This window comes from Halomonas beimenensis (assembly GCF_002549795.1).
Classification (GTDB): domain Bacteria; phylum Pseudomonadota; class Gammaproteobacteria; order Pseudomonadales; family Halomonadaceae; genus Halomonas; species Halomonas beimenensis.
Map to the genome: position 1 here is coordinate 709,910 of NZ_CP021435.1, position 25,875 is coordinate 735,784.

Here is a 25,875-nt window from a genome sequence, read left to right on the forward strand (position 1 = left end):
TGGACGCATGAGCTCTGCGCTGAAATGGATGCCGCTGGTGGCGACGCTGGCCCTGGCCGGCTGCGCGCGCGACGGCTACTTCGACGACCGTCGCGCCGACTACGTCGATGCCGAGGAGAGTGCGCCCCTGGTGCTGCCCGAGGGGCGCGACACGCGGCGCTATCGCGACGCCATGCCGGTCCCCGAGGCCACGGGCGCCTTCGTCTCCCAGGGCGAGGAGTTCCGGGTGCCGCCACCCCGTGCGCTGGGCGCCGGCAGCGGCGTGGAACCCGGTGCCGTCGCCCGTCGCGAGGTGGGGGATCGCCGTTGGCTGGTGGTGGGTGCCGAGCCCAGCGCCGTCTGGTCCGAGCTCGAGCGCTTCGTCGAGGAGCGGGAGCTGGAAGTGGTGCGCCGCGACGCCTCGGCCGGCGAACTGGTGACGTCCCAGGCCCGCCTGAGTGTGCGACCCGGGCTGCAGCGCGGGGCCAGCGAGCTGCGTTGCGAGCAGGACGGGGCGCCGCTGGAGGGCTGCCTGCGTGCCCTGGCGCGGCGCTTCGAGGCTCGCGGCGCCACCGCCAGTGCCTCCTCCCTGGGGGTGCAGCGCCCCGAGGACCGGGTCCGCCCGCGGCTCACCCGGGAGGGCGGCGAATGGCGCCTGGCAGTGCCCTTCGACCTGGAGCGCACCTGGGCCGAGCTGAGCTACCAGCTCGAGAGCGATTTCGCCGTGGCCGGTCGTCGCGAGCTGGTGGCCCGCGATGCCCAGGCCCATGCCTTCGTCGTCGACTACCTGACCCTGAGCGAGCGCAGCGCCGGCCTGCTGGGCGCCCTTACCAGCCTGGGCGGGGAAGCCCCCCAGCGCATTCGCCTGGTGCTGGAGGCCGCCGGCCCCGAGCAGAGCGTGCTGAGAGCCTTGCCCGCCGACGAGCGCGAGCTCTCCGCCGAGGACCGGCGTGAGCTGCTCGAGCGGGTGGCGGGCCTGCTGGGCTGATGACGGCGGTGGTGCCCCCGGAGCCGGCCGCCGGCCGGCTGCACTATGCTTCCCTGGGCAGCGGCAGCAAGGGCAACGCGACCCTGGTCAGCGACGGCGAGACACGCCTGCTCGTCGACTGCGGCTTCGGCCTCAAGGAGACCGAGCGGCGACTGGCGCGTCTCGGCCTGCATCCCCGCCAGCTCGATGCCGTGCTGGTCACCCATGAACACGGCGACCATGTGCGCGGGGTGGGGCCGCTGGCGAGACGCCACGGGCTTCCGGTCTACCTTACCCCCGGGACCTGGCTGTCGGGCAGGCTCGGCGAGCTGCCGCACCGCCACTGGATCACGCCCCAGTCCTCGTTCTGCATCCAGGGCATCGACATCGACCCGGTCACCGTGCCCCACGATGCCCGGGAGCCGGTGCAGTTCCGCCTGGCCGCCGCCGGGCGTCGGCTGGGACTGCTGACCGACCTGGGGCACCCCAGCGAGCACGTCGTCGAGGCCTTCCAGGGCTGCGATGCCTTGATCCTGGAGTGCAACCACGATGTCCACCTGCTGGAAACCGGCCCCTATCCGCCGAGCCTGAGGCGTCGGGTCGGCGGCCAGTGGGGCCACCTGGCCAACGCCCAGGCCGCCTGGCTGCTGCAACGCCTGGGGCTGGACCGCCTGCAGCGCATCGTCTGCTCGCACCTGTCCGAACACAACAATCGCCCCGAGCTGGCCCTGGAGGCCCTGACGCCCCTGCTCGACGGCGACCCCTCCCGCCTGACCGTGGCAGCCCAGGACCAGGGGCTGGACTGGCAGGCGATCACCTGAGATTCCAGAATTCCATCTGACTGTTGCCTGTGGAGGCTCCCATGGAAAAGCGCCAAGAACTCTATGCCGGCAAGGCCAAGTCGGTCTTCGCCACCGACGACCCGGATCGCCTGATCCTGCACTTCCGCGACGACACCAGTGCCTTCGACGGCCGGCGCATGGAGTCCCTGGCGCGCAAGGGCAAGGTCAACAACCGCTTCAATGCCTTCATCATGGGCAAGCTCGCCGAAGCCGGGATCCCGACCCACTTCGAGGAGCTGCTGTCCGACACCGAGTGCGTGGTGAAGAACCTGGACATGCTCCCGGTGGAGTGCGTGGTGCGCAACATCGCCGCGGGCAGTCTGGTCAAGACCCTCGGCGTGGAGGAGGGCAGCGAGCTTGATCCGCCCACCTTCCAGCTGTTCCTCAAGAACGACGAGCTTCACGATCCCATGATCAACGAGTCCCTGGCCGAAACCTTCGGCTGGGCGACCCCGGAGCAGCTGGCCGAGATGAAGGCCCTGACCTTCCGGGTCAACGAGGTGCTCAAGCAGCTGTTCGCCGATGGCGGCCTGCTGCTGGTGGACTACAAGCTCGAGTTCGGCGTCTTCCAGGGGCAGATCGTGCTGGGCGACGAGTTCTCGCCGGACGGTTGCCGCCTCTGGGACGCCGAGACCCGCGAGAAGCTCGACAAGGACCGTTTCCGCCAGGGCCTGGGCGGCGTGATCGAGGCCTACGAGGAGGTTGGGCGGCGCATCGGCGTCTCGTTCGACTGACCGCCGCGTGGGCCGAAGGCGCCTCCGGCTTCGCGCAGCAAGTAACAAGTAGAAAGTAGAAAGGAACCCCCCACCGAACCACGAGTCCGGTGGGGGTTTCGCGTTGTAGGAAGGCGACCCTATCATCAGGGCCACCTCAATCGCCCAAGGCGTTTGAAGCCGCTGCCTGATCAAGGTGTCTACTTTTTCAGGGCCACCTCACCACTCGCCACTCGCCACTCGCCACCGAGGGCATCGTCGTCTCCGGCCCCTACACCGCCACGATTTCCACGACCTTCAGGGCCGTGGTGCCGTCGTCTGCCGCCTCGGCCCGGAAGCGCACGTCGACGTCGCGCAGGCGGACGCCGTAGATCCGATCCTCGGCGCCGCGGCGATAGGCCGGGCGTGGGTCCTGGGCCAGCACCTGGCGGATCAGCGCGCGCAGCGAGTCGCCGTCGGCCCGGGCGGCCAGGGCGGTCTCGGCGTCGGCCGTGAAGGCGACCGGGAGCGCGGGCGGGGGCGCCGGGGCGAAGCCGGCGCGGGCCTCGGGGTGGGCCTCGGCCCAGGGCAGGTAGGGCTTGAGGTCCAGCACCGGGGTGCCGTCCACCAGGTCGGCGCCGCGCAGCGCCAGGCGCACCCCGCCGCGGGTGTCGATGGCCTCGAGCTCCACCAGGGAAAGCCCCAGCCGGTTGGGCCGGTGGGTGCTGCGGCTGGCGAAGACCCCGACCTTGGCATTGCCGCCGAGCCGTGGCGGGCGCACCAGGGGCGTCCAGCGCTCCGGGCTGCGATGGAAGACGAAGGTCAGCCAGAGATGGCTGAAGGCCTCCAGGCCGCGCACCGCCAGCGGGTCGTCGTAGGGCGGGGCCAGCACCAGGGTCGCCCGGGCGGCGCCGGCGAGCCCCGGCTGGCGGGGAATGCCGAACTTGTCGGGGTAGTCGCTCTCGATATGGCCGATGGGCGTCAGCACGAAGGCATCGGCGAGGGTGTCGGTCATGTTCCTTCCTGGCGGTCGGGGACAGGCATTGGCGTGCACGCTGCGCTTGGGTAAGCTCGTCGGCGTCTTCATCTTCGCAGGAAGCTTCCCATGCGTCATTCCGACACCGAGATCGCATCCCCCCGAGCCGGCGAGCCCCGGCCGGCGCCGCGCATCCTGTATCGCGAGGCTCGGGCGCAGGACGGGAGCGATCAGGCCGAGGTCTTCCACCACGCCGTCATGCAGGGGGCCATGGGTCACTACGACCTGGCCGCCCGGGAAGCCTGGGCGGCGGTGCTGCCCCGGGAAGGCAGCGCCTGGGTGGCTCGGCAGGCGCTCTACACCACCCTGGTGGCGACCTGCGACGGACGTTGCGTGGCCTTCCTGGAGCTGGACACCCGGCAGGGGCACGTGGAGTCGCTCTACGTCTGGCCGTCGCTGGCCCGGCGCGGCATCGGAACGACCCTGCTGGGACACGCCGAGGACCTGCTACGCGGGCAGGGGGCCGAGCGGGTGACCATCGACGCCAGCCTGGTGATGGCCGACGGCCTCGAGCGTCACGGCTGGCGGCGGGTGCGCGAGGAGTGGGTCGAGCGCGGTGGCCAGCGGCTGCGCCGCCGCCACCTGGAGAAGTCGCTGGCGGAGGCCTGAGCCTCAGGCCTCCTGCTCGACGATGCGCATCGACAGGTCGATGGCCTTGACGTCCTTGCTCAGGGCGCCGCTGGAGATGCAGTCCACGCCGGTCTCGGCGATGGCCCGCAGGGTCGTCTCGTCGACGTTGCCCGAGGACTCGAGGCTGGCGCGGCCGTCGTTGCGGCGCACCGCCTCGCGCATGTCGTCCAGCGAGAAGTTGTCGAGCATGATCACGTCGGCCCCGGCGGCGAGCGCCTGGTCGAGCTCCTCGAAGCTCTCCACCTCGACCTCCACCGGCAGGTCCCGGGCGATCCGCCGGGCCTCCTCGACGGCCGCGGCGATGCCGCCGCAGGCGGCGATGTGGTTCTCCTTGATCAGGAAGGCATCATAGAGCCCGATGCGATGGTTGTGGCCGCCGCCGCAGGTCACCGCGTACTTCTGCGCCAGGCGCAGGCCGGGCAGGGTCTTGCGGGTGTCGAGCAGGCGTACCCCGGTGCCTTCCAGCAGGTCCACGTAGTGCCGGGTGCGGGTGGCGGTGGCGGAGAGGGTCTGCAGCAGGTTCAGGGCCGCGCGCTCGCCGGTGAGCAGGCTGCGGGCCGGTCCTTCCAGCTCGAGGAAGGTCGCCCCGGCGTCGAGTCGGTCCCCGTCGGCGGCCAGCCAATGGAGCCGGACCCGCGGATCCAGGCGACGGAACAGCTCGTCGACCCAGGCCACCCCGCAGAGCACGGTGTCCTCCCGGGTGATCACCCGGGCCCGGGCCCACTGTTTCTCGGGGATCAACTCGGCGGTGATGTCGCCGGGGCCGACATCCTCGGCCAGCAGCCGGGCGGCGCTGTCGCGGATCTCTTCGGCGAGGGCGTCCTGGTAGTGCATGGGGCGTGGTCTCTGTGCTGGGAAGCTTGGGGCGTTCATTATAGGGGAAACGCCACGCCGGACGTCAGGGGGAGAGATGTCGATTCATCAGGGATGGCTCGAGGAGGCCCGCCGGGTTCCGTCGCCCAACAGGAACGCTCGACCGGACGGCGAGATCTCGCTGCTGGTCCTGCATTCCATCAGCTTGCCGCCGGGGCGGTTCGGCGGCGATGCCATCGAGCGGCTGTTCACCAACCGCCTGGATCCCGCGGCGCATCCCTTCTTCGCCGAGATCGCCGGGCTCGAGGTCTCGGCCCATCTGCTGATCCGTCGCGATGGTGAATGCGTGCAGTTCGTGCCATTCCACGAGCGAGCCTGGCACGCCGGCCGGTCGCGCTGGCGGGACGGCGGCGTCGAACGCCGGGGGCTCAATGACTTCTCGGTGGGGATCGAGCTGGAGGGCGACGAGGTCACGCCCTATGCACTGGCCCAGTACCGGACCCTGGCGCGGGTGACGCGGGCGTTGATGGCGCGCTATCCGGCGCTGACGCCCGATCGCATCACCGGCCATGCCCATGTCGCGCCACTACGCAAGACCGATCCCGGCCCGGCCTTCGACTGGGCCTTTTTCCGTCAGCGGTTGTCGCGGATCGACATATCTACGTAAACCTACGCGGCTATGCTCCATGTTGGTGCCCTTGTGCAGGATCATGCAGCTTGTCTCACCAACCCGGTGCGGTGTGTGCCGGATCTTGCGCGGATCGCTCGCCAGGCTTGATGTAGAGCGGGTGTCGCTGGTTTTGAAAAGATTTTCCAATTCTGGTTCAATTGGCAGCCGCGAGCGTTTGCGGTATCGTCAGCGCACCTACCGACAATGGTCGCGTTGCCTTGTAAAACGACTACAACCCTTGGCTGGTGGTATGAGGGTGATCCCTTCATGCCATACTCGACAAGCGCCACACCCCCTTGCTGCGGGGCTGTAGCCCCCAACGTCATTCGGAGAGACGTCTATGAGTCTTGTGACAAGAGAAGATCTCGATCCGGTCGAAACCGCGGAATGGCTGGATTCCCTGGAGTCGGTCCTGGATCGCGAGGGCGAGGAACGCGCCCGGTACCTGATGACCCGCCTGGCCGATCGCGTGCGTCGCGATGGCATGCAGGTACCTTTCTCGGTGACGACGCCGCATCGCAACACCATCCCGGTGCACCGCGAGGCGCCGATGCCGGGCGATCTCTTCATGGAGCGTCGCATCCGTTCGGTGATTCGCTACAACGCGATCGCCCAGGTGATCCGCAACAACCGGGCGAACCCCGGGCTGGGCGGCCACATCGCCAGCTTCATGTCGTCGGCGACCCTGTATGACGTGGGCTTCAACCATTTCTTCCGCGCGCCCAATGGCGACTTCGAGGGCGACCTGGTCTACATCCAGGGCCACGTGGCGCCGGGCATCTATGCCCGCGCCTTCCTGGAAGGACGCCTGACCGAGGAACAGATGGACAAGTATCGCCAGGAGGTGGACGGCGACGGCCTGTCGTCCTACCCGCACCCCTGGCTGATGCCGGACTTCTGGCAGTTCCCCACGGTCTCCATGGGCCTCGGTCCGATCCAGGCCATCTACCAGGCCCATGTCATGAAGTACGTGGACTCCCGCGAGCTGAAGGACATGCAGGACCGCAAGGTCTGGTGCTTCATGGGCGACGGCGAGTGCGACGAGCCGGAGTCCCTGGGCGCCATCCACCTGGCCAGCCGCGAGAAGCTCGACAACCTGATCTTCGTCATCAACTGCAACCTGCAGCGCCTGGACGGTCCGGTGCGCGGCAACTCACGGATCATGGACGAGCTGGAGGGCATCTTCCGCGGGGCCGGCTGGAACGTGCAGAAGGTCGTCTGGGGCCGCCTGTGGGACCCGCTGTTCGAGAAGGACAAGAAGGGCATCCTGCAGAAGCGCATGGATGAGGCGGTCGACGGCGACTACCAGAACTACAAGGCCAACGGCGGCGCCTACACCCGGGAGCACTTCTTCGGCAAGTACCCGGAAACCGCCGAGATGGTCAAGGACATGTCCGACGAGGACATCTGGAAGCTCAATCGTGGCGGCCACGACCCGTTCAAGGTCTACGCGGCCTACCACGAGGCGGTGCACAACGCCAACGGCCGTCCCACCGTGATCCTGGCCCACACCGTCAAGGGCTACGGCATGGGCGGCGGTGACGGCGAGGCCGCCAACGAGGCTCACCAGGTCAAGACCATGGAATACGAGGCGCTGCGCAAGTTCCGCGATCGCTTCGGCATTCCGCTGTCCGACGAGCAGCTCAAGGACGTGCCCTACTACAAGCCGGACGACGACAGTCCGGAGATGAAGTACATGCACCTCCAGCGCGAGCGCCTGGGCGGCTACCTGCCCCAGCGTCGCAGCGACTTCGAGGCCCTGCCGATCCCGGCCCTGGAGGACAAGACCTTCGCCTCCCAGACCGGCGGCTCCAAGGGGCGCGAGATCTCCACCACCATGGCCTTCGTGCGCATCCTCAACGGCCTGGTCAAGGACAAGCAGATCGGCAAGCGGGTGGTCCCGATCATCCCTGACGAGGCGCGGACCTTCGGCATGGAAGGCATGTTCCGTCAGCTCGGCATCTACACCTCCGAGGGGCAGAAGTACGAGCCGGTGGACAAGGGCCAGATCATGTTCTATCGGGAGGACAAGCAGGGCCAGATCCTCGAGGAGGGGATCAGCGAGGCCGGCGCCATGTCCGCCTGGATCGCCGCCGCCACCTCCTACTCGAACCACAACACCACGCTGCTGCCGTTCTACGTCTACTATTCGATGTTCGGCTTCCAGCGCATCGGTGACCTGGCCTGGGCCGCCGGCGACATGCAGGCCCGTGGCTTCCTGGTCGGGGGCACCGCCGGGCGTACCACCCTCAACGGCGAGGGCCTGCAGCACCAGGACGGTCACAGCCATCTCCAGGCCTCGATGATCCCCAACTGCCGCAGCTACGACCCGACCTACGCCCACGAGGTCGCGGTCATCGTCCAGGACGGCCTGAAGCGCATGTTCGCCGACAAGGAGAACTGCTTCTACTACCTGACGGTGATGAACGAGAACTACGAGCAGCCGGCCCTGGAGGAGATCCCCGCCGAGGACATCATCAAGGGCATGTACCTGCTGCGCGAGACCCAGGGCGACAAGGGGCGCGTCCAGCTGCTGGGCTCCGGCACCATCCTGCGCGAGGTCGAGGCCGCCGCCGAGCTGCTCAGCGAGGAATGGGGCGTGGGCGCCGATATCTGGAGCGTCACCAGCTTCAACGAGCTGCGCCGCGAGGCCCTGGAGATCGATCGCCAGGCCTTCCTCAAGCCGGCCGAGGAGCCGGGCACGCCGCACGTCACGGCCTGCCTTGAAGGCCGCCAGGGTCCGGCCATCGCCTCCACCGACTACATGAAGCTCTACGCCGACCAGGTTCGTGCCTGGGTGCCGACCGACTACCATGTACTCGGGACCGACGGCTACGGCCGCTCCGACACCCGCGAGAAGCTGCGCCACTTCTTCGAGGTCAACCGCTACTTCGTCACCGTGGCCGCGCTCAAGGCGCTGGCCGACCGGGGCGAGATCGATCGCAAGGTCGTCGGCGAGGCCATCGAGAAGTACGGCATCGATCCCAACAAGCCCAGCCCGCTCGAGGTGTAAGGGGTCGACCGACCCGGTGGCATGGCGGGCCGGACGGCCCGCCCCCGTCAAGAGTTTGAAGGAGCGCGACCTTGAGTAGCGAAATCATCAAAGTGCCCGACATCGGTGGCGACACCGACGTGGAAATCATCGAGATCGCGGTGTCGGAAGGCGACGTCATCGAGCCCGAGGACACCCTGATCACCCTGGAATCCGACAAGGCCTCCATGGACGTTCCGGCCCCCAAGGGCGGCAAGGTCCTCAAGGTGCTGGTCAAGGAGGGCGACACCGTCTCCGAGGGCGACGACATCGTCGAGCTCGAAGCCGAGGGGGGTGGCGATGCCGGCGGTGAGGCCGGCGAGGCCGCCGAGGCCCCGGCCCAGGAGGCGTCCGCCCCCGAGTCCCAGCCCCAGCCCGAGCCGGCCGCCAAGGCCGCGGGCGGCGGCAGCCGGACCGTGGAGATCAAGGTGCCCGACCTGGGTGGCTCCGAGAACGTGGAGATCATCGAAGTGGCGGTGGCCGAGGGCGACGAGGTGGCCGAAGAGGACACCCTGATCACCCTGGAGTCGGACAAGGCCTCCATGGACGTGCCGAGCCCCCATGCCGGCAAGATCGTCGGCCTGACCGTCAAGGAGGGCGATACCGTCTCCGAGGGCGACGTCATCGGCACCATGCAGGTCGAGGGGGCCGGCGGCGAGGCCGAGTCCGCCCCCGCCGAACCGGCCCCGGCGGCCGAGCCGGCCGAGGAGTCGCCAGCGCCCGCCGAAGCCGCCTCCGGCGAGCCCGAGCGCCGTGAGGTGCGGGTGCCGGACCTGTCCGGATCCAGCGACGTGCCGGTGATCGAGATCGCCGCCAGCGTCGGCGACGAGCTCGACGAGGAAGACCCGCTGATCACCCTGGAGTCGGACAAGGCCTCCATGGACGTGCCCAGCCCCTTCAAGGGCAAGCTGGTCGAGCTCACCGTCAAGGAGGGCGATACCGTCTCCGAGGGCGACCTGATCGGCTATATCGAGACCGCCGGCGCCAAGCCCGCCCCCCGGCCGGCTGCCAAGCAGGCCGCCACGCAAGCCGAGGCGACGGCCGGGACGTCCACGGCCGTCGCCGAGAAGCCGACGCCCGCCGCCCCGGTGGGACGGCCCAGTCCCGAGGCACAGATGGCCGCCCACAAGCCGCGGGACGGCAAGCTCGTCCACGCCGGCCCGGCGGTGCGCATGCTGGCCCGCGAACTCGGTGTCGACCTGGGCCTGGTCAAGCCCAGCGGGCCCAAGGAGCGGGTGCTCAAGGAGGACGTCCACGCCTACGTCAAGCAGGTGATGGCCGGCCAGGCCAAGGCGCCGGCGGCCGCGCCCGCCGCGGCCGAGGGGGGCGCGGGCATCCCGCCGATCCCCGATCAGGACTTCAGCCAGTTCGGCGAGATCGAAGAGAAGCCCATGGGCCGCCTGATGAAGATGGGCGCCACCAACCTGCATCGCAGCTGGCTGAACGTGCCCCACGTCACCCAGTTCGACGAGGCGGACATCACCGAGCTCGAGGCCTTCCGCAAGTCCATGAAGGCCGAGGCCGAGGCTCAGGGCGCCAAGCTCACGCCGCTGCCGTTCCTGATCAAGGCCTGTGCCTACGCGCTGAAGAAGTTCCCGCAGTTCAACGTCAGCCTGAAGAGCGACGGCGAGACCGTGGTGCACAAGAAGTACGTGCATATCGGCATCGCCGTGGATACCCCGGACGGCCTGATGGTGCCGGTGATCCGCGACGCCGATCAGAAGTCGCTGATCGAGCTGGCCAAGGAGTCCGTGGAACTGGCCGGCAAGGCCCAGTCGAAGAAGCTCAAGCGCGAAGAGATGACCGGTGGCTGCTTCACCATCTCGAGCCTGGGCTCCATCGGCGGCACCGCCTTCACGCCGATCGTCAACGCGCCGGAAGTCGCCATCCTCGGCGTCTCCAAGGCGCAGACCAAGCCGGTATGGGACGGCGGGGCCTTCCAGCCGAGGCTGATGATGCCCCTGTCGCTCTCCTACGACCATCGCGCGGTCAATGGCGCGGACGCGGCGCGTTTCACCGCCTTCCTCGGCCAGGCCCTGACGGACATCCGTCGCCTGCTGCTCTGAGGCGCCTTCCTGCCTCGACCCGACGGCGCCGCAAGGCGCCGTCGGCGTTTCCGGTCGGGAAGACCAAAGTGCTATTCGCGGTCAAAGTCCTTGAGCTCAAGGACTTTTTTTTCATTGCGACCGGCACCTGCGTCGCCGCGTCGCTTGTGTGGCGCCAGCGGCCCGGTTATGGTTCGCTTCACTCGTTTCCTGTCTATACGATCCACCCCACTTCTAAGGAGCAAGTTTCGATGCGTGTGATCCTCTTGGGCGCCCCGGGTGCCGGCAAGGGTACCCAGGCCCAGTTCATCTGTGAGCGTTACGGCATCCCGCAGATTTCCACCGGCGACATGCTGCGCGCCGCCGTCAAGGAAGGCAGCGAGCTGGGGCTCAAGGTCAAGGAGATCATGACCAGCGGCGGCCTGGTGTCCGACGACATCATCATCGCCCTGGTCAAGGAGCGCATCGGCCAGCCGGACTGTGCCAATGGCTTCCTGTTCGACGGCTTCCCGCGGACCATCCCCCAGGCCGACGCCATGAAGGAAGCCGGCGTGAAGATCGATCACGTCCTCGAGATCGCCGTCCCCGACGAGGAGATCGTCAACCGCCTGGCGGGTCGTCGCGTTCACCCGGCCTCCGGCCGCGTCTACCACGTCGACCACAACCCGCCCAAGGAAGCGGGCAAGGACGACGTGACCGGCGAGGCACTGATCCAGCGCGACGACGACAGCGAGGCCACCGTGCGCAACCGCCTCTCGGTCTACCATGACCAGACCGCGCCCCTGGTGGAGTACTACCAGGAGTGGGCCCAGCAGGATCCGGCGAACGCCCCGGCCTACCACAAGGTGGACGGCGTGGGCAGCGTCGATGACATCACCAGGCAGGTGATCGACGCCCTCGAAGGATGAGTCATTCTCAGGCGATCCAGGGCTATCGCCTTTAGGGTTATTGCTCGGGGCTAAATCCGTCGACAGGTCCCGGAGCGCCGGACCGACGAGGGGGCGCTGTGAACCCCGTGGGCGCTAGACGCCCTGCAGCGCTCTCGCATCCTGCTCCGCTTGCAGGGCCTGGGTTGGCCATCCGTGGCCAACCCGTTCGGAGGAATCCTCCTCACCCCTGGCGTAGGACCCCCTCTCCGACCTGTCCCCGGCGCCCCTCGTCAGACCCAACGGCGATTGCTCTACTCAACGATCGTCACGGCCCGCATCCTGCGGGCCGTTGGCGTATAATGCCCCGACACTTGCTGCCACCCTGTAGAGTCCCATGCCGATCCTGCTGGCCCTGGATGCCTCCTCGAGCGCCTGCTCCGCCGCCCTGCTGCACCGCCGCGAGGGGGCCGACGATCTCCTGATCTCCCGTTTCGAACTGACCCCCCGGGCCCACACGCGCCGTCTGCTGCCCATGGTCGACGAGGTGCTGGCCGAGGCCGGGGTCGCGCCCGCCGACCTCGACGCGCTGGCCTACGGCCGGGGGCCGGGCTCCTTCACCGGCCTGCGCATCGCCGCCGGCGCGGCCCAGGGCCTGGCCTTCGGGCTGGACCGGCCGCTGCTCGGCGTCTCCACCCTGCAGGCGCTGGCCCTGGGGGCCCATCGACGCCATCACTATCGCTACCTGATCACCGCCCTGGACGCGCGCATGGGCGAGGTCTACACCGCCGCCTGGCAATGCGACCGGGGCCGGGTCGAGGCGCTGACCGAGGAGACGGTGATGCCGCCCGAGCGTCTGCGTCTGCCCGCCGGCCATGCCGACCATGACTGGGTCGGGGTGGGCTCCGGCTGGAGCCTGTGGGAGGCCATGCCGGCCGAGGTCCAGGCCGGCATGGGCCTGTGCCTGCCGGACCAGGAAGCGGCCGCCGAGGACATGGTGCTGCTGGCCGCCGACGCCTTCGCGGCCGGCGAAGGTCGCCCCGCCGCCGAGGTGCAGCCGGTCTACCTGCGCGACCGGGTCGCCTGGCGGAAGAGCCGATGAGTCCCGCGCCCGTCGCCGTCGAAGGGGAGCCCGCCCTGGCCGAGCACTGGAGGCTTCCCGAGCGGGATGCGCCGGAGGGGGCCGAGGCCCCGCTGGTCCTGCGCCGGCAAGGCGGTCGCCTGGTGCTGGAAGGCGATTCCCGAGCCTACGGCAAGCCCCTGGCGGTGGACTTCGTCGAGGGCCGCGCGGCGCATCGACGCCGCTTCGGCGGGGGACGGGGCCAGCTGATCGCCCGTGCCTGCGGTTTTGCCAAGGGGGTGACGCCCTCGGTGGTGGATGCCACCGCCGGCCTGGGCCGTGACGCCTTCGTGCTCGCGACCCTCGGCGCCGAGGTCCTGCTGGTCGAACGGGTGGCGGCCATCGCCGCCTTGCTGGAGGACGGCCTGAGTCGCGCCCGGGAGGCGCCCGAGACCACGGCCATCGCGGCCCGGATGCACCTCGTTCACGGCGACGCCGGCGAGCAGCTCGCTGCCCTGGTCGCCGAGGGCGGGGTGGCCCCCCAGGTGATCCACCTGGATCCGATGTTTCCCCATCGTGAGAAGTCGGCGCTGGTCAAGAAGGAGATGCGCCTCTTCCGCACGCTGGCCGGCGACGATGCCGATGCCCCGCGGCTGCTGGAGGCCGCCCTGGACGTGGCGACTCACCGGGTGGTGGTCAAGCGACCGCGCAAGGCGCCCCCGATCGAGGGCCCGCCCCCGCGCCATGTGATCGAGGGCAAGACCAGCCGGTACGATCTCTACGTTCACCGTGCCCTGACCCCCTGAGGCAGTCCCTTCAGCGGGCCCGCCGGGCGGTGACCCGTTCCAGGCGATGGCGTAGCGCCGGGTCGAACAGCGCCCGGCTGCGCTGTGCCGCCTCGCGCAGCGCCTCGCCATAGTGCAGGCGGCCGTCCCGCGTCTCCAGCCAGCCCTCGGCTTCCAGGCTCCTGACCAGGCCATCGAACAGCCGTGCGTCGAAGAACTCCGGCGCCTCGCGACCGGTGAGCTGGGCCAGTCGCTCGGCCAGTTGGCGAGTGTGGTCGGCCAGTTCCGCGTGGGTGAAGCGTCCCGGCGCCTCGCCGAGCAGGGAGGCCAGCAGCAGATAGCCGCGCTCCAGCGGGGGCTGCATCAGCAGGCCGAGCATGCGCAGTTGCTCGGCCTCCGCCAGGCCGTCCGGCCGTCGCCAGCCCGACCCCTCCAGGGTGAGCAGTCCCTCCCGCGACAGCGTCGTGCAGACCGCCTCGACGGCCTGTGGCAGCGAGTCGGGTGGGGTCAGGGACAACTCATGGGCCAGCACCGGCCACCCGGGGGCCAGCAGCGTCGCCAGTTCGTCCCGGCCGTGCCGGGCGTGATGGCGGAAGGCGAAGGCCACCAGCCCGATCAGCGCGTAGAGATGCAGGACGTTGTTGCGGTACCAGGCGAGGCGCGCGGCCTGGCGGGCATCGGCGGTGACGATGTCGCCCAGCGCATGGGGATGGTAGTGGATCAGTCCCAGCGCACGAGCCCGATCGATCCAGTCCCGGGGGCGTCCCGGCGGGAGGCCGCAAGGCGTCTCCCCCGGTCGGGTGCGCCGCAACTCGGCCAGCAGCGCCAGCTGACGCTCGAGCAGCTCGGCTTCCAGGGCCTGGTGAGGCGTGGACAGCAGGGCGAGGGCGACCAGGTTGACCGGATTGAGCGTGGCCGCGGCGTTGATGCGTCGGGTGAGCGTCTCGCCGAGTCGCGGCACCACGGCCTGGCGCCAGGCCGGGCGGGGCTCGCCGCCGGTCTCCCGCCAGCCGGGCTGTACCCGATCGAGGAAGGTGGCCAGGGCCAGGGGCTCGCCGATGCTCACCGTCACCCGGCCATGTGGCTGACGCAGCCGACCGAGCACCCTGAGCAGGGCGAGCGGTGTCTCCTTGCGCTTGGCACTGCCGGCCAGCTCCTGCTGATAGCTGGCTTCCTCGAGGATGCGTTCATAACCGATGTAGACCGGCACGAAGGACAGCGGCGCGCCGCCCCGGGCCTGGCTGCGCAGGAAGGATCCCAGGGTCATGGCCAGCATCCCCGGACGGGCCGGCAGCATCCGCCCGCTGCGTGAGCGCCCGCCCTCGATGAAGTACTCCAGGCTGTGGCCGCGGGCCAGCAGGCGATGCAGGTACTCCTCGAAGACCCGGGCATAGAGCGGCTGGCCACGGAAGCTGCGGCGCATGAAGAAGGCGCCGCCGCGACGCAGCAGCGGCCCCACCAGCGGCATGTCGAGGTTGCGCCCGGCGGCGATGTGCGGCGGCATCAGTCCCTGGCGATACAGCACGTAGGACAGCAGCAGGTAGTCCACATGACTGCGATGGCAGGGCACGTAGACCAGGGTATGCCGTCCGGCCAGGGCCTTGACCCTTTCCATGCCCAGCACATCGATCCCGTCGTAGAGCCGGTTCCATAGCCGCTGCAGCACGCCGTCCAGGAACCGCAGCACCGGGTAGCTCATGTTCGAGGCGATCTCGTGGCCGTAGCGCCGGGCCCGTCGCCGCAGGCGAGCGCGGGCGGTGGGATCGCTCCCGGCCTGCTCGGCGATGGTTCGCTCCACCTCGGCGCTGCGTACCGCCGCCTCGATCAGGGTGCGACGATGGGAGAGATCGGGACCCAGGACCCGGGCGCGAACACGACGGAAGTGTACCCTCAGCAGGCGGGCGACCTTGCGCTCGATCAGCGCCGGGTCGCGGTCATCGGCGAGTTCGGACAGGCGCAGCGGGGCACCGAAGTGGATCTCCAGGTCCCGACCGTTGACCAGCACCGACAGGAGCCGACGCAGCCGGCCGGCGAGCCGCCAGCCGTCGGCGGCCAGCAGATGCCTAAAGCCGAAGCCCTTGCCCGGGGCGCGTCCCCAGAAGACGCTCACCGGCACCAGCTGCACCTCCTGGCCGGAGACCAGCAGGTGGCGCAGCGGCGTGGGTCGTCCGGTGCAGGGGCCGGGGAGGGGCAGCAGTGCCGAGGTGTCCCGATCGCCCAGGTGATGCCGGGCGGAGGCCGAGGGCAGGCCGTGGCGGTCGGTCAGGCTCTCCAGCAGGAGACCGTCGGACAGCGAGGCCCGGGGCAGCACATACAGGGTGGGGATATCCGGAGCGAGGTCCAGCGCCGAGGGTGGCGGCTCGATCCGCCGCACCTGGACCCAGGCGGCGAGCAGGCGCCGCAAGGGGGCGCGCAATACCCTGAGCGGGGAGGCCATCCGGTTGCCTGTGCGGTCAAGTGAGCGTCCAGTATAGCGAGGGAGGGAAGGGCGGGGCAGGGGGCGGACGACTTTTCCCGGACGGGGAAACGTGCGTCAATGAATTCCTCCATCGCGGCCAGGGAGGCGTCATGCACGGCATGTGGCGAGACGGCAACCATTTCGAGTTGCTGCCCGAGGCGGCGCGGTTCCTGCCGGCCATGTTCGAGGCCGTGGAGGGGGCACGCCACTCGGTGCTCATCGAGCTCTACCTCATGGAATCCGGCCGCTTGGCTACCGCCCTGATCGAGGCGCTGTGCCACGCCGTCGAACGGGGCGTCACGGTGATGCTGTTGCTCGACGGTTATGGCGCCATGGGCCTCGAAACCGCGGATCGGCGTCGGCTGGAGGCGGGCGGCGTGGCCCTGCGCTGGTTCAACCCGCTGGGCCTGCATTCCCTGACACGCAACCTGACTCGGGATCACCGCAAGTTGGCCGTGATCGACGGCGAGGTGGCCTTCACCGGCGGCTTCGGCGTGGTCGACGACTTCCTGGATGCCTGGTACGAGGTGGCGATGCGCATCGAGGGGCCGGTGGTGGCCGACTGGATGCGGCTGTTCTCGAGCCTGTGGGATTCACCGATGAGCCGCGGGCCCGGGGATCCGAAGCTGGTGCACGGCCTAGGCGTGGTGAGCCGGTTTCGGGACGACTATCGGGGCATGCGGGGCCGGGTGGTCTGGGGGCAGGGCTATCGCTACCAGGCCATCCGCCACTCCCTGCAGCGTCAGGTGAGCGGGGCCTGTCGCCGGATCTGGATCTGTACCCCCTACTTCGTGCCCACCCTGAGCCTGCGGCTGCGACTGGCCCGGGCCGCACGGCGTGGGGTGGAGGTCTGCCTGCTGCTGCCGGGCGACAGCCATGACCATCCCGGCGTCCGCTACGCCGGCCAGCGCTTCTACGGTCGCCTGCTGCGCGCCGGGGTACGCATCTTCGAGTTCCAGCCCTCCTTCATCCACGCCAAGATCAGCCTGGCCGACGACTGGGTCAGCCTGGGGTCCTGCAACTTCGATCACTGGAGCCTGCAGTGGAACCTGGAGGCCAACCAGGAGGTGAGCGATGCGCGCTTCGCGGCCGAGGTGGCCGAGCTCTTCCAGCGCAACTTCGCCGCCAGCCACGAGATCCACCACGAGGTCTGGGCCCGCCGGCCGCGCCTGCAGCGGCTGCGGGAATGGCTCTACGGCACTCTCGACGGGCTGCTGACCCGATTACGCTGACCCGGCTTCGCCGGGTCAAGCTTGAAGCCGGAAGAGCGGCGCTGCGCGCCTGGAAGCTCGAAGAAAGGGCTTGATACTCCTGCCAGGAAACTCAAGCTGATTTCCAGCTTCCAGCTTCCAGCTTCCAGCTTCCAGCTTCCAGCTTCCAGCTGCGCTCGGCGCTTAGCGCTTGCGCTTTCCGCCCCGCCCCGCGGGGGCCTTGCGGCGCGGCTTGGGCTTGGGCGTTTCCGGCGGCACCCGGTAGTGCAGGTAGAGGTCCAGCACCAGTTCGGGGAGCTGGGCCACCAGGCTCTCCAGGCGGCGGCGATCATTGGCCAGCTCGGCCATGTCCGGCTCCTCGTCGAACAGGCCCGACAGCAGCATGAACGGCAGCAGCAGGGTGGCGGCGGCCTCCTCGTCCTCGGCGAACCAGGCCGTCTCGTCGAGGAAGACGCCTTCCATGAAGCCGGCACACCAGTCGCCGATGGGGGTCTCCTCCGGGGCGAGATCGCCGAGTTCCAGGTCGAAGGGCAGCTCGGGCAGTCCACCCGCTTCCAGGACCTCGATCGCGTTGCGCCGCAGTCGCTCCAGCAGCGCCAGCACCTCCTCGCGCTCGGCATCGCCGTCGAAGGCGGGTTCGCCGTGGAAGAGTTCCGCCACCCAGGTGGCGGGGGGCACGTCCCGGGGCGCCACGGCCAGGGCCACCAGGAAACCGTGGGCGCCGATCAGGTCCAGGGCATCGGCATCCACGCGCTCCGACGCCAGGAAGTCGTCGAGCCGGTCCAGGGCCTCGTCGTCGAGCAGGGGGTGGGGCTGGGGCTTGTCGTCTGACATGGTTTGTTAACTCGCAGAAGTCTCGCGCGGGGCTTTACGCCATCGGAACGGGACGCCATTCTAGCATCCCATGCCCTCGCCCGCGCTGCCCGATCCCGATAGCCGCTGGCTGGCCGCCCTCGACCGGGCGGCCAGCCAGCGGGTCCTGCACGACCGGGTAGAGGCCGCCTGGCGGCTGTGCCGGGAGTTCCACGACACTCTCCCCAGACCCCGCGTCTGGCTCGACCTGCGAGGCAAGGCCGCCGGCCAGACCCATTTCGGCCGCGGCGGCTTGCGCTTCAATCCCGTCCTCTTCGACGAGAATCGCCATGCCTTCCTGGTCGAGGTGGTGCCCCACGAGATGGCGCACTGGCTGGTGCATCACCTCGAGGACGGCCACCGGGCGCGCCCCCATGGGCACGAGTGGCGCACGGTCATGCTCAGGCTGTTCGGCGTCCCGCCACGCACGACCCACCGCTTCGATACCGCCCGGTCGAGTCCCGCGCCCCATCGCTATCGTTGCGGCTGTCGGGAGCACGCCTTCACGTCGAGGCGCCATGCCCTGGTCGAGGCAGGGCGCGTCTATCGCTGCCGTCGATGTGCTCAGACCTTGGTCTATCTTGGCCGGCAAGTGTCTGGAACTCCTTCTTAAACTATTGTTTTAAAAAAGAAAGCCGCTCATACCAATGTCTAGAGGGAAGCCGGGGCGCCAGGGGTTTATGCTGAAATCACTTTATGGCGCCGGCCGGGCCAACAACAACGCGGCCGGCTTCATCAACCTGAAGGGGCCACCCCGAGGACAGAGGCATTTCCATGAGTGAGCAACCGCACGTCCATCCGGTACGCGAAGATATCGCCGCCAAGGCCTGGGCCGACAAGGCGACCTACCAGGCCATGTATCAGCGCTCCCTGGATGATCCGGAAGGCTTCTGGGCCGAGCAGGCCAAGCGCCTCGACTGGTTCAAGGCACCCAACAAGATCAAGCACACCGTCTTCGATACCCACCAGGTGGACATCCGCTGGTTCGAGGACGGCAGCCTCAACGCCAGCGTCAACTGCCTGGATCGCCATCTCGAGACCCGCGGGGACCAGACCGCCATCATCTGGGAAGGCGATGATCCCCAGGAGTCCAAGACCCTGACCTATCGCCAGGTCTACGAGCGGACCTGCCAGCTGGCCAATGCCCTCAAGGAGCTGGGGGTCGGCAAGGGCGACACCGTCACCCTGTACATGCCGATGATCCCCGAGGCGGCCATGGCCATGCTGGCCTGTGCCCGCATCGGGGCCATCCACTCCGTGGTGTTCGGCGGCTTCTCCCCGGATGCCCTGGCCCAGCGGGTCAAGGACGCCGGCTCCAAGGTGGTGATCACCGCCGACGAGTCGGTTCGCGGCGGCAAGCGGGTGCCGCTCAAGGACAACGTCGACGCGGCCCTGACCCGCGACGGAACCGACGTGGCCGAGAAGGTGCTGGTCGTCCAGCGCACCGGCGGCGAGATCGACTGGAAGGACGGGCGTGACGTCTGGTTCCACGACCTGGTGGACAAGCAGGCCACCGAGTGCCCGGCGGAGCAGATGAACGCCGAGGATCCCCTGTTCATCCTCTACACCTCCGGCTCCACGGGGGCGCCCAAGGGCCTCAAGCACACCACCGGCGGTTACCTGCTGCACGCCGCCCTGACCCACCAGTACGTCTTCGACTACCAGGACGGCGAGGTGTACTGGTGCACCGCCGACGTCGGCTGGGTCACCGGCCACAGCTACATCGTCTACGGCCCGCTGGCCAATGGCGCCATCACCCTGATGTTCGAGGGCGTGCCCAGCTACCCGACCAACGGTCGCATGGGCGAGGTGGTCGACAAGCATGGGGTCAACATCCTCTACACCGCGCCGACCGCGGTGCGGGCCCTGATGGCGCACGGCGACAACGTCATGGATTCCAGTTCCCGCGACAGTCTGCGGATCCTGGGCTCGGTGGGCGAGCCCATCAACCCCGAGGCCTGGGAATGGTTCTACCGGGTCATCGGCAAGGAGCGTTGCCCGATCGTCGATACCTGGTGGCAGACCGAGACCGGCGGCATCATGATCGCCCCGCTGCCGGGTGCCGTGGATCTCAAGCCGGGGTCCGCCACCCTGCCGTTCTTCGGCGTGATGCCGGCCCTGGTGGACAACGAGGGCAACATCCTCGAGGGGGCCACCGAGGGTAACCTGGTGATGCTCGACTCCTGGCCGGGCCAGGCCCGTTCCATCTGGAACAACCACGACCGCTTCCTGCAGACCTACTTCTCCACCTACCAGGGGATGTACTTCACCGGCGACGGCTGCCGCCGCGACGAGGACGGCTACTACTGGATCACCGGGCGGGTCGACGACGTGCTCAACGTCTCCGGCCACCGCATGGGCACCGCCGAGATCGAGTCCTCACTGGTGGCCCACGAGGCCGTGGCCGAGGCCGCCGTGGTCGGCTTCCCCCACGACATCAAGGGGCAGGGCATCTACATCTACGTGACCCTGGCCGATGACGTGGAGCCCAGCGATGAGCTCAAGAAGGAACTGACCCAGTGGGTGCGCAAGGACATCGGGCCGATCGCCTCGCCGGACGTCATCCAGTGGGCGCCGGGCCTGCCCAAGACCCGCTCGGGCAAGATCATGCGCCGTATCCTGCGCAAGATCGCCGCCAACGAGACCGAGGGCCTGGGCGATACCAGTACCCTGGCGGATCCCTCGGTGGTGGAGGATCTGATCGAGAATCGCGCCAACAAGTGATGTGCGGCGGAATGATTGCTGCGCTCGACGACCCATAGGGAATAAGGAAGCGCGCAGGTTCGTCGGGAACGAACCTGGCCAGCCTGGCTGCCGGCGGCAACCAGGCTGGGCGCCCCCGCCTATCTTCGCTCGCGACATCATTCCGCACGCACATTCGATACGGTCATTGTGAAACTGACCGAGCCGGCCCGAGTGGCCGGCTTCTTTTGGCCCGGTCTAGACTGTCGACAATACCCGCCGAACGCTTGGGAATCGCCTCGGCCATGGGGTAACATGCCGTGACAGACTAAAGCGTCCCGCAGGCGGCGGTCGGCCCACCCCGCTGCTCCCGGAACCGGAGGAGAATCCATGGCCTTTGCCCAGAAATTCATCGTCGCCGATGACCATCCGCTGTTCCGCGCGGCCCTGACCCAGGCGTTGCGCCAGGTGGCACCCCAGGCCGAGATCGTCGAGTCCGACACCATGGAGGCCACCACCGAGGTGGTCACCCGCCATCCGGACGCCGACCTCATCCTGCTGGACCTGCACATGCCCGGGGCCCATGGCTTCTCCGGCCTGATCCAGTTGCGTGGCCAGACGCCGGACATCCCGGTGGCCGTGGTGTCCGGCAGCGACGAGCTCCACGTGGTGCGTCGCGCCATCGACTATGGCGCCTCCGGTTTCATTCCCAAGTCCTCCTCGCTGCAACTGATCGCCGAGGCGGTGGGCGAGATCCTCGACGGCGAGGTCTGGCTGCCCGCCGAGATGGCCGAGGCGCTGGGCGATGCCGACGAGGAGGAGACCCGCTTCGCCGAGGCCATCGCCTCCCTGACCCCCCAGCAGTTCCGGGTGCTGAACATGCTCACCGAGGGGCTGCTCAACAAGCAGATCGCCTACGAGCTCAATGTCTCCGAGGCCACCATCAAGGCCCACGTGACCGCCATCCTGCGCAAGCTCGGCGTGCATTCCCGCACCCAGGCGGTGATCGCCGCCCAGAAGCTCGAGGTGGAGCCGCCCAAGGTCGAGTCCTGACCTTCGGTCAGGAGTTGGAAGAGCGGCGCTTCGCGCCTGGAAGCTTGAAGCTGGAAGAACAACCGCCCCCAAGGCCATGCCGTGGGGGCGGTTTCATTTACGCTGCTGCCCAGCTTCCAGCCGAGTAGGCCGGATAAGCCCGCGATAGCGGGCGCATCCGGCGGGTAGGGGCGCCGTTGGCTGTCGGGTGCGCTGGCGCTTACCCGACCTACCGGCTTCCAGCTTCCAGCTTCCAGCTTGCGAGCTTACAGCTCGCGAACGGTGCGGCTGGCCTGCAGGGTGCGGGTCAGCAGGGCGCGCAGGGCGGCGGGGCGCACCGGCTTGAGCAGCAGCTGGTAGCCGGCGCGCTTGATCTCCTCGGCGACCTCCTCGGTGCGGTCGGCGGTGATCACGATGCCGGGCACGGCGCCGTGGAGGGCCTCGTCGAGGGCCTCCATGGCCATCAGTCCGGTGACCTCGTTGTCCAGGTGATAGTCGGCGAGGATGGCGTCCGGATCCTCGTCCAGGTGGCGCAGCACGGACTTGGCCCCGCCGATGGAGGTGGCGGTGAAGACCTCGCAGCCCCAACCGGAGAGCATGGCCTTCATGCCCTCGATGATCAGCGACTCGTTGTCGATGCACAGGATGCGCTTGCCGGCCAGCTTGTTGCCGGCGCGGCGGGGCTTGCTCTCGTCCGCGGCAGCCTTCTGTCGCGCTTCCACCATGGGCACGCTGACCGCGAAGACGGTGCCGACCCCTTCCCAGGAGCGCACCCGGATGGGGTGATCGAGCACCCGGCTCATGCGGTCGGCGATGGACAGCCCCAGCCCCAGGCCCTTCTCGCTCTCCTTGTGCCGCGAGGCCTGGTCCAGCCGGCGGAACTCCTGGAAGATCTCGGCCTGCTTGGCCTCGGGGATGCCGGGGCCGCTGTCCCAGACCTCGATGGACAGCCGTTCGCCCTGGCGACGGCAGCCCAGCAACACCCGGCCCTCCTGGGTGTAGCGGATGGCATTGGAGAGGAAGTTCTGCACGATCCGGCGAAGCATCTGGGCGTCGCTGTCCACCCAGGCGCCAGTCGGCACCACCACCAGGTCGAGGCCGCGGTCCTCGGCCATCACCTCGAACTCGGCGCGCAGCGGGTGGAAGATGTCGGCCAGGGCGAAGTGGCTGCGTCGCGGCGTCAGGGCGCCGGCATCGAGCTTGGAGATGTCGAGCAGGGTACCCAGCAGTTCCTCGGCGGCCTGCAGGGAGTTGTCGATGTGGCCGATGGTGCGGCGCATCTCCTCGGCTTCCATGTCCTGGGACAGCGCCGAGGTGAACAGCCTCGCGGCGTTGAGCGGCTGCAGCAGGTCATGGCTGGCCGCGGCCAGGAAGCGGGTCTTGGAGGCGTTGGCGTCCTCGGCGACCTGCTTGGCCTGGCGCAGGGCCTGCTCGGCCTCGGCCCGCACCCGGTTCTCCTGGCGCAGGGCGGCGTTGGCCTCGGACAGCGCCTGGGTGCGCTCGCGGACCCGTTCCTCCAGGGTCTCGTTGGTCTCCTTGAGGGCGATCTCCGCGCGCCGGCGCTCGGTGATGTCCTGGTAAAGGGCGAAGAAGCCGAGGATGGCCCCGCTGTCGCCGAAGTGCGGCGTGTAGGTGACCAGCATGTAGCGCAGCCCCTCGGCGAGGCGCAGCGAGACCTCGAAGTTGACCCGCTCGCCGGCCAGTGCCCGGGCGATCCAGGGCTCGCGTTCCCGGGCCAGGGGTTCGGGCATCACCTCCTGGACCGGCTTGCCGATCACCGCGTTGCGGTCGATGCCGAAGGCCTGCTCGTAGGCCCGGTTGGTGAAGAGGTAGCGGCGATCCTTGTCGAAGTAGGCGATCAGCGCCGGCACGTTGTCGGTGTAGATCCGGATGTTGTTCTCCGAACGGATCAGGGCTTCCTCGATGCGCTTCTGCTGGGTGATGTCCTGGTAGGTGAAGACGAAGCCGCCGCCGGGCATGGGGTTGCCCTGGACCTCCAGCACGCTGCCGTCCTGGCGATAGCGGACGTAGCGATGGGGCTGGCCGTCGCGGATGTTGTCGAGCAGCAGCTGAACGTGCTCCTCCGGGTCGCCGGGGCCGTACTCGCCGCTGTGGGCGTTGTAGCGGAAGATCTTGTCGACCGGGGCGCCGACCCGGATCAGGTGGTCGGGGAAGCGGAACAGCTCCAGGTAGCGCTGGTTCCAGACCACCAGCCGCAGGTTCTGGTCCACCACGCTGATGCCCTGGTTGATGTTCTCGATGGTGGCCTGGAGCAGGGCGCGGTTGAACTCCAGCACCTGGGAGGCCTCGTCGACGATGGAGATCACGTCGGAGATGCCGATGCCGCGGCCCTGCAGGGCCGAGTTGACCACGATGCGCGCCGAGGAGGCGCCCAGCACCGAGGCCAGGAAACGCTCGGTGAACTGGATGACGTCGATGGAGGCCCGGGCATTGTCCTCCAGGGGCTTGCCGGTGCGTCGGGCGTAGTCGTCGAAGGCCCGGCCGACCTGGTCGGCGCTGAGGAAGCGTTCGCACAGCACCTTGAGGTCCCCCACCGTGGTGGCGCCGGTCCAGGGGCGGTTCACCGAGGTCTGGCGGGTCTCCACGCTGTCCACGAACAGCGAGGCCTGGATGCGCTCCACCACCCGCTGGGGGGTCATCTGGGAGACGAAGATGTAGGCGACCAGGTTGACCCCGAGTGACAGCATCACGCCGTGGGTGAAGCCGTCGCCGACGTTGAGGCCGAACAGCGCCGTGGGCGACAGCCAACCGATGCCCAGCGGCCCGCCGTCGAGCCAGGACGCCGGCAGGACCCCGGCGGAGATCATCGCCGGCATCAGCAGGCTGTAGGCCCAGATGGCGAAGCCGGCGTTCATGCCGACGATGACGCCCAGGCGGTTGCCGCGCTTCCAGTAGAGGCCGCCGATCAGCGCCGGGGCGAACTGGGCGGCGGCGGCGAAGGACAGCATGCCGATGGCGGCCAGGGAACTGAACTCGCCGATCAGCTGGTAGGCGCCGTAGGCCAGGGCCAGGATCGCCGCGATGGTGATGCGTCGAGCCCGCAGCACCAGGCGGCCATAGTCCCGGGCCTTGGTGTCGAACCAGCGTAGCCGGAACAGCGCGGGAATGACGATCTCGTTGGAGATCATGATCGACACCGCCACCGCGGCGACGATCACCATGCCGGTGGAGGCCGAGAAGCCGCCGATGAAGGTCAGCAGGGCCAGCCACTCGCTGCCCGCCGCCATGGGCAGGGCCAGCACGTAGCTGTCGGGTTCGACGCTGCCGTCGGCGAAGACGGTCAGGCCGGCGGCGGCCAGCGGCAGCACGAAGAAGGCGAAGGCCACCAGGTAGAGGGGGAAGAGCCAGCGAGCCTTGGCGGCATCGTCCCGATGGGTGTTCTCCACCACCGCCACGTGGAATTGGCGCGGCAGGCAGAGGATCGCCAGCATGGCCAGCAGGGTCTGGGCCCAGAAACTCTGGCCGAAGTCCTGCTGGGCGAGCTGGCGCTGCAGCTCGAGCTGGATGTCGGCGAAGGCCAGCAGGTCGCCGAGGCCGTCGAACATGCCCCAGGTGACGTAGGCGCCGAGCACCAGGAAGGCCACCAGCTTGACCAGCGACTCGAAGGCCACGGCATGGATCAGGCCCTCGTGATGCTCGGTGGCATCGGTATGGCGGGTGCCGAAGAGGATGGCGAAGGCCGCCATCACCAGGGCCACGTAGAAGGCGGTGTCGCCGAACAGCGGCGCCCGGGTGATGTCACCCGCGTCGGTGAGCACGCTGAAGGAGGTGGAGACGGCCTTCAGCTGCAGCACGATGTAGGGCAGGGTGCCGATCAGTGCCACCAGGCTGGCGAAGGCCGCCAGCGACTGGGTCTTGCCATAGCGGGAGGCGATGAAGTCGGCGATGGAGGTCACGTTCTGGTGCTTGGCGACGCGGATCATCTTGGCCAGCACCGGCCAGAACAGCAGCAGGGTGAGGATGGGGCCGACGAAGATGCTGGCGAAGGACCAGCCCGAGGTGGCCGCCTGGCCGACGGCGCCGTGGAAGGTCCAGGAGGTGCAGTAGATCGCCAGCGCCAGGCTGTAGATCACCGGTCGCCGGCGGCTGGCGCCGTGCTGGCGGGCCAGCCGGTCGCCGCGCCAGGCGATGGCGAACAGCACGGCGATGTAGAGCAGTGAGACGGCGATCAGCAGCCAGCCAGCGAACATGGGCACTCTCCCT

The 25,875-nt window shown here is 68.8% G+C and carries 19 protein-coding genes; 14 read left to right on the forward strand and 5 right to left on the reverse strand.

The features are described from left to right. Window positions 1–7 precede the first annotated feature (7 nt). Genes BEI_RS03325 through purC form a run of 3 tightly spaced genes read left to right on the forward strand, consistent with a single transcriptional unit; the run spans window position 8 to window position 2,522 of the window. Complete coding sequence (locus tag BEI_RS03325; protein WP_227644560.1) at window positions 8–967, forward strand: outer membrane protein assembly factor BamC; 960 nt, start codon at window positions 8–10, stop codon at window positions 965–967. Window positions 968–978: 11 nt separating this feature from the next. After that, on the forward strand, window positions 979–1,767 hold the full coding sequence (locus BEI_RS03330) for an MBL fold metallo-hydrolase (RefSeq protein WP_227644561.1): 789 nt from the start codon (window positions 979–981) through the stop codon (window positions 1,765–1,767). Window positions 1,768–1,808: 41 nt separating this feature from the next. Continuing rightward, window positions 1,809–2,522, forward strand: a complete 714-nt coding sequence (gene purC, locus BEI_RS03335) for a phosphoribosylaminoimidazolesuccinocarboxamide synthase (RefSeq protein ID WP_097788178.1) — start codon at window positions 1,809–1,811, stop codon at window positions 2,520–2,522. A gap of 250 nt (window positions 2,523–2,772) precedes the next feature. On the opposite strand, the gene tsaA is transcribed toward purC, so the two are convergent. Beyond that, window positions 2,773–3,495 carry a tRNA (N6-threonylcarbamoyladenosine(37)-N6)-methyltransferase TrmO gene (gene tsaA, locus BEI_RS03340; protein ID WP_097788179.1) on the reverse strand — a complete coding sequence of 241 codons (723 nt, stop codon included), beginning with the start codon at window positions 3,493–3,495 and terminating at the stop codon, window positions 2,773–2,775. 90 nt (window positions 3,496–3,585) lie between these two features. Between tsaA and BEI_RS03345 the strand changes: the two genes are divergently transcribed. Then, the gene (locus BEI_RS03345) at window positions 3,586–4,125 is read left to right on the forward strand and encodes a GNAT family N-acetyltransferase (RefSeq protein ID WP_097788180.1); all 540 of its coding nucleotides are present in this window, start codon (window positions 3,586–3,588) and stop codon (window positions 4,123–4,125) included. Between the two features lie 3 nt (window positions 4,126–4,128). On the opposite strand, the gene nadC is transcribed toward BEI_RS03345, so the two are convergent. Further along, the gene (gene nadC / locus BEI_RS03350; protein WP_097788181.1) at window positions 4,129–4,980 is read right to left on the reverse strand and encodes a carboxylating nicotinate-nucleotide diphosphorylase; all 852 of its coding nucleotides are present in this window, start codon (window positions 4,978–4,980) and stop codon (window positions 4,129–4,131) included. 76 nt (window positions 4,981–5,056) lie between these two features. On the opposite strand from nadC, the gene ampD reads away from it, so the two are divergent. The 6 genes from ampD to BEI_RS03380 all read left to right on the forward strand — a co-directional run bounded on the left by ampD (window position 5,057) and on the right by BEI_RS03380 (window position 13,437). Further along, the gene (gene ampD / locus BEI_RS03355) at window positions 5,057–5,626 is read left to right on the forward strand and encodes a 1,6-anhydro-N-acetylmuramyl-L-alanine amidase AmpD (protein ID WP_097788182.1); all 570 of its coding nucleotides are present in this window, start codon (window positions 5,057–5,059) and stop codon (window positions 5,624–5,626) included. Window positions 5,627–5,969: 343 nt separating this feature from the next. Then, the gene (gene aceE / locus BEI_RS03360) at window positions 5,970–8,642 is read left to right on the forward strand and encodes a pyruvate dehydrogenase (acetyl-transferring), homodimeric type (RefSeq protein ID WP_097788183.1); all 2,673 of its coding nucleotides are present in this window, start codon (window positions 5,970–5,972) and stop codon (window positions 8,640–8,642) included. Window positions 8,643–8,713: 71 nt separating this feature from the next. Next, window positions 8,714–10,726: a pyruvate dehydrogenase complex dihydrolipoyllysine-residue acetyltransferase gene (gene aceF / locus BEI_RS03365; RefSeq protein WP_097788184.1), complete on the forward strand. Its 2,013-nt coding sequence runs from the start codon at window positions 8,714–8,716 to the stop codon at window positions 10,724–10,726. A 230-nt stretch (window positions 10,727–10,956) separates the two neighbouring features. After that, on the forward strand, window positions 10,957–11,613 hold the full coding sequence (gene adk, locus BEI_RS03370) for an adenylate kinase (protein WP_097788185.1): 657 nt from the start codon (window positions 10,957–10,959) through the stop codon (window positions 11,611–11,613). A 355-nt stretch (window positions 11,614–11,968) separates the two neighbouring features. Then, window positions 11,969–12,673, forward strand: coding sequence for a tRNA (adenosine(37)-N6)-threonylcarbamoyltransferase complex dimerization subunit type 1 TsaB (tsaB, locus tag BEI_RS03375; protein WP_097788186.1), 705 nt, complete (start codon window positions 11,969–11,971; stop codon window positions 12,671–12,673). Next, complete coding sequence (locus BEI_RS03380; protein WP_097788187.1) at window positions 12,670–13,437, forward strand: class I SAM-dependent methyltransferase; 768 nt, start codon at window positions 12,670–12,672, stop codon at window positions 13,435–13,437. Before tsaB ends, BEI_RS03380 begins: the two co-directional genes overlap by 4 nt. 10 nt (window positions 13,438–13,447) lie before the next feature. Here BEI_RS03380 and plsB read toward each other — a convergent pair whose 3' ends face one another. After that, the gene (gene plsB, locus BEI_RS03385; RefSeq protein ID WP_097788188.1) at window positions 13,448–15,853 is read right to left on the reverse strand and encodes a glycerol-3-phosphate 1-O-acyltransferase PlsB; all 2,406 of its coding nucleotides are present in this window, start codon (window positions 15,851–15,853) and stop codon (window positions 13,448–13,450) included. 131 nt (window positions 15,854–15,984) lie between these two features. Here plsB and BEI_RS03390 point away from each other — a divergent pair, with 131 nt between their 5' ends. After that, window positions 15,985–17,106, forward strand: a complete 1,122-nt coding sequence (locus BEI_RS03390) for a phospholipase D-like domain-containing protein (protein ID WP_097788189.1) — start codon at window positions 15,985–15,987, stop codon at window positions 17,104–17,106. A gap of 162 nt (window positions 17,107–17,268) precedes the next feature. Here BEI_RS03390 and BEI_RS03395 read toward each other — a convergent pair whose 3' ends face one another. Next, window positions 17,269–17,919: a YecA/YgfB family protein gene (locus BEI_RS03395; protein ID WP_097788190.1), complete on the reverse strand. Its 651-nt coding sequence runs from the start codon at window positions 17,917–17,919 to the stop codon at window positions 17,269–17,271. 70 nt (window positions 17,920–17,989) lie between these two features. Between BEI_RS03395 and BEI_RS03400 the strand changes: the two genes are divergently transcribed. The 3 genes from BEI_RS03400 to BEI_RS03410 all read left to right on the forward strand — a co-directional run bounded on the left by BEI_RS03400 (window position 17,990) and on the right by BEI_RS03410 (window position 21,672). After that, window positions 17,990–18,550, forward strand: a complete 561-nt coding sequence (locus BEI_RS03400; protein ID WP_097788191.1) for a SprT family zinc-dependent metalloprotease — start codon at window positions 17,990–17,992, stop codon at window positions 18,548–18,550. A gap of 161 nt (window positions 18,551–18,711) precedes the next feature. Further along, window positions 18,712–20,661, forward strand: a complete 1,950-nt coding sequence (gene acs / locus BEI_RS03405) for an acetate--CoA ligase (protein ID WP_097788192.1) — start codon at window positions 18,712–18,714, stop codon at window positions 20,659–20,661. 348 nt (window positions 20,662–21,009) lie between these two features. Continuing rightward, entirely contained in the window at window positions 21,010–21,672 is a 663-nt protein-coding gene (locus BEI_RS03410) for a LuxR C-terminal-related transcriptional regulator (RefSeq protein ID WP_097788193.1), read from the forward strand. A 245-nt stretch (window positions 21,673–21,917) separates the two neighbouring features. Here BEI_RS03410 and BEI_RS03415 read toward each other — a convergent pair whose 3' ends face one another. Beyond that, entirely contained in the window at window positions 21,918–25,862 is a 3,945-nt protein-coding gene (locus tag BEI_RS03415) for a hybrid sensor histidine kinase/response regulator (RefSeq protein WP_097788194.1), read from the reverse strand. Between the last annotated feature and the right edge of the window lie 13 nt (window positions 25,863–25,875).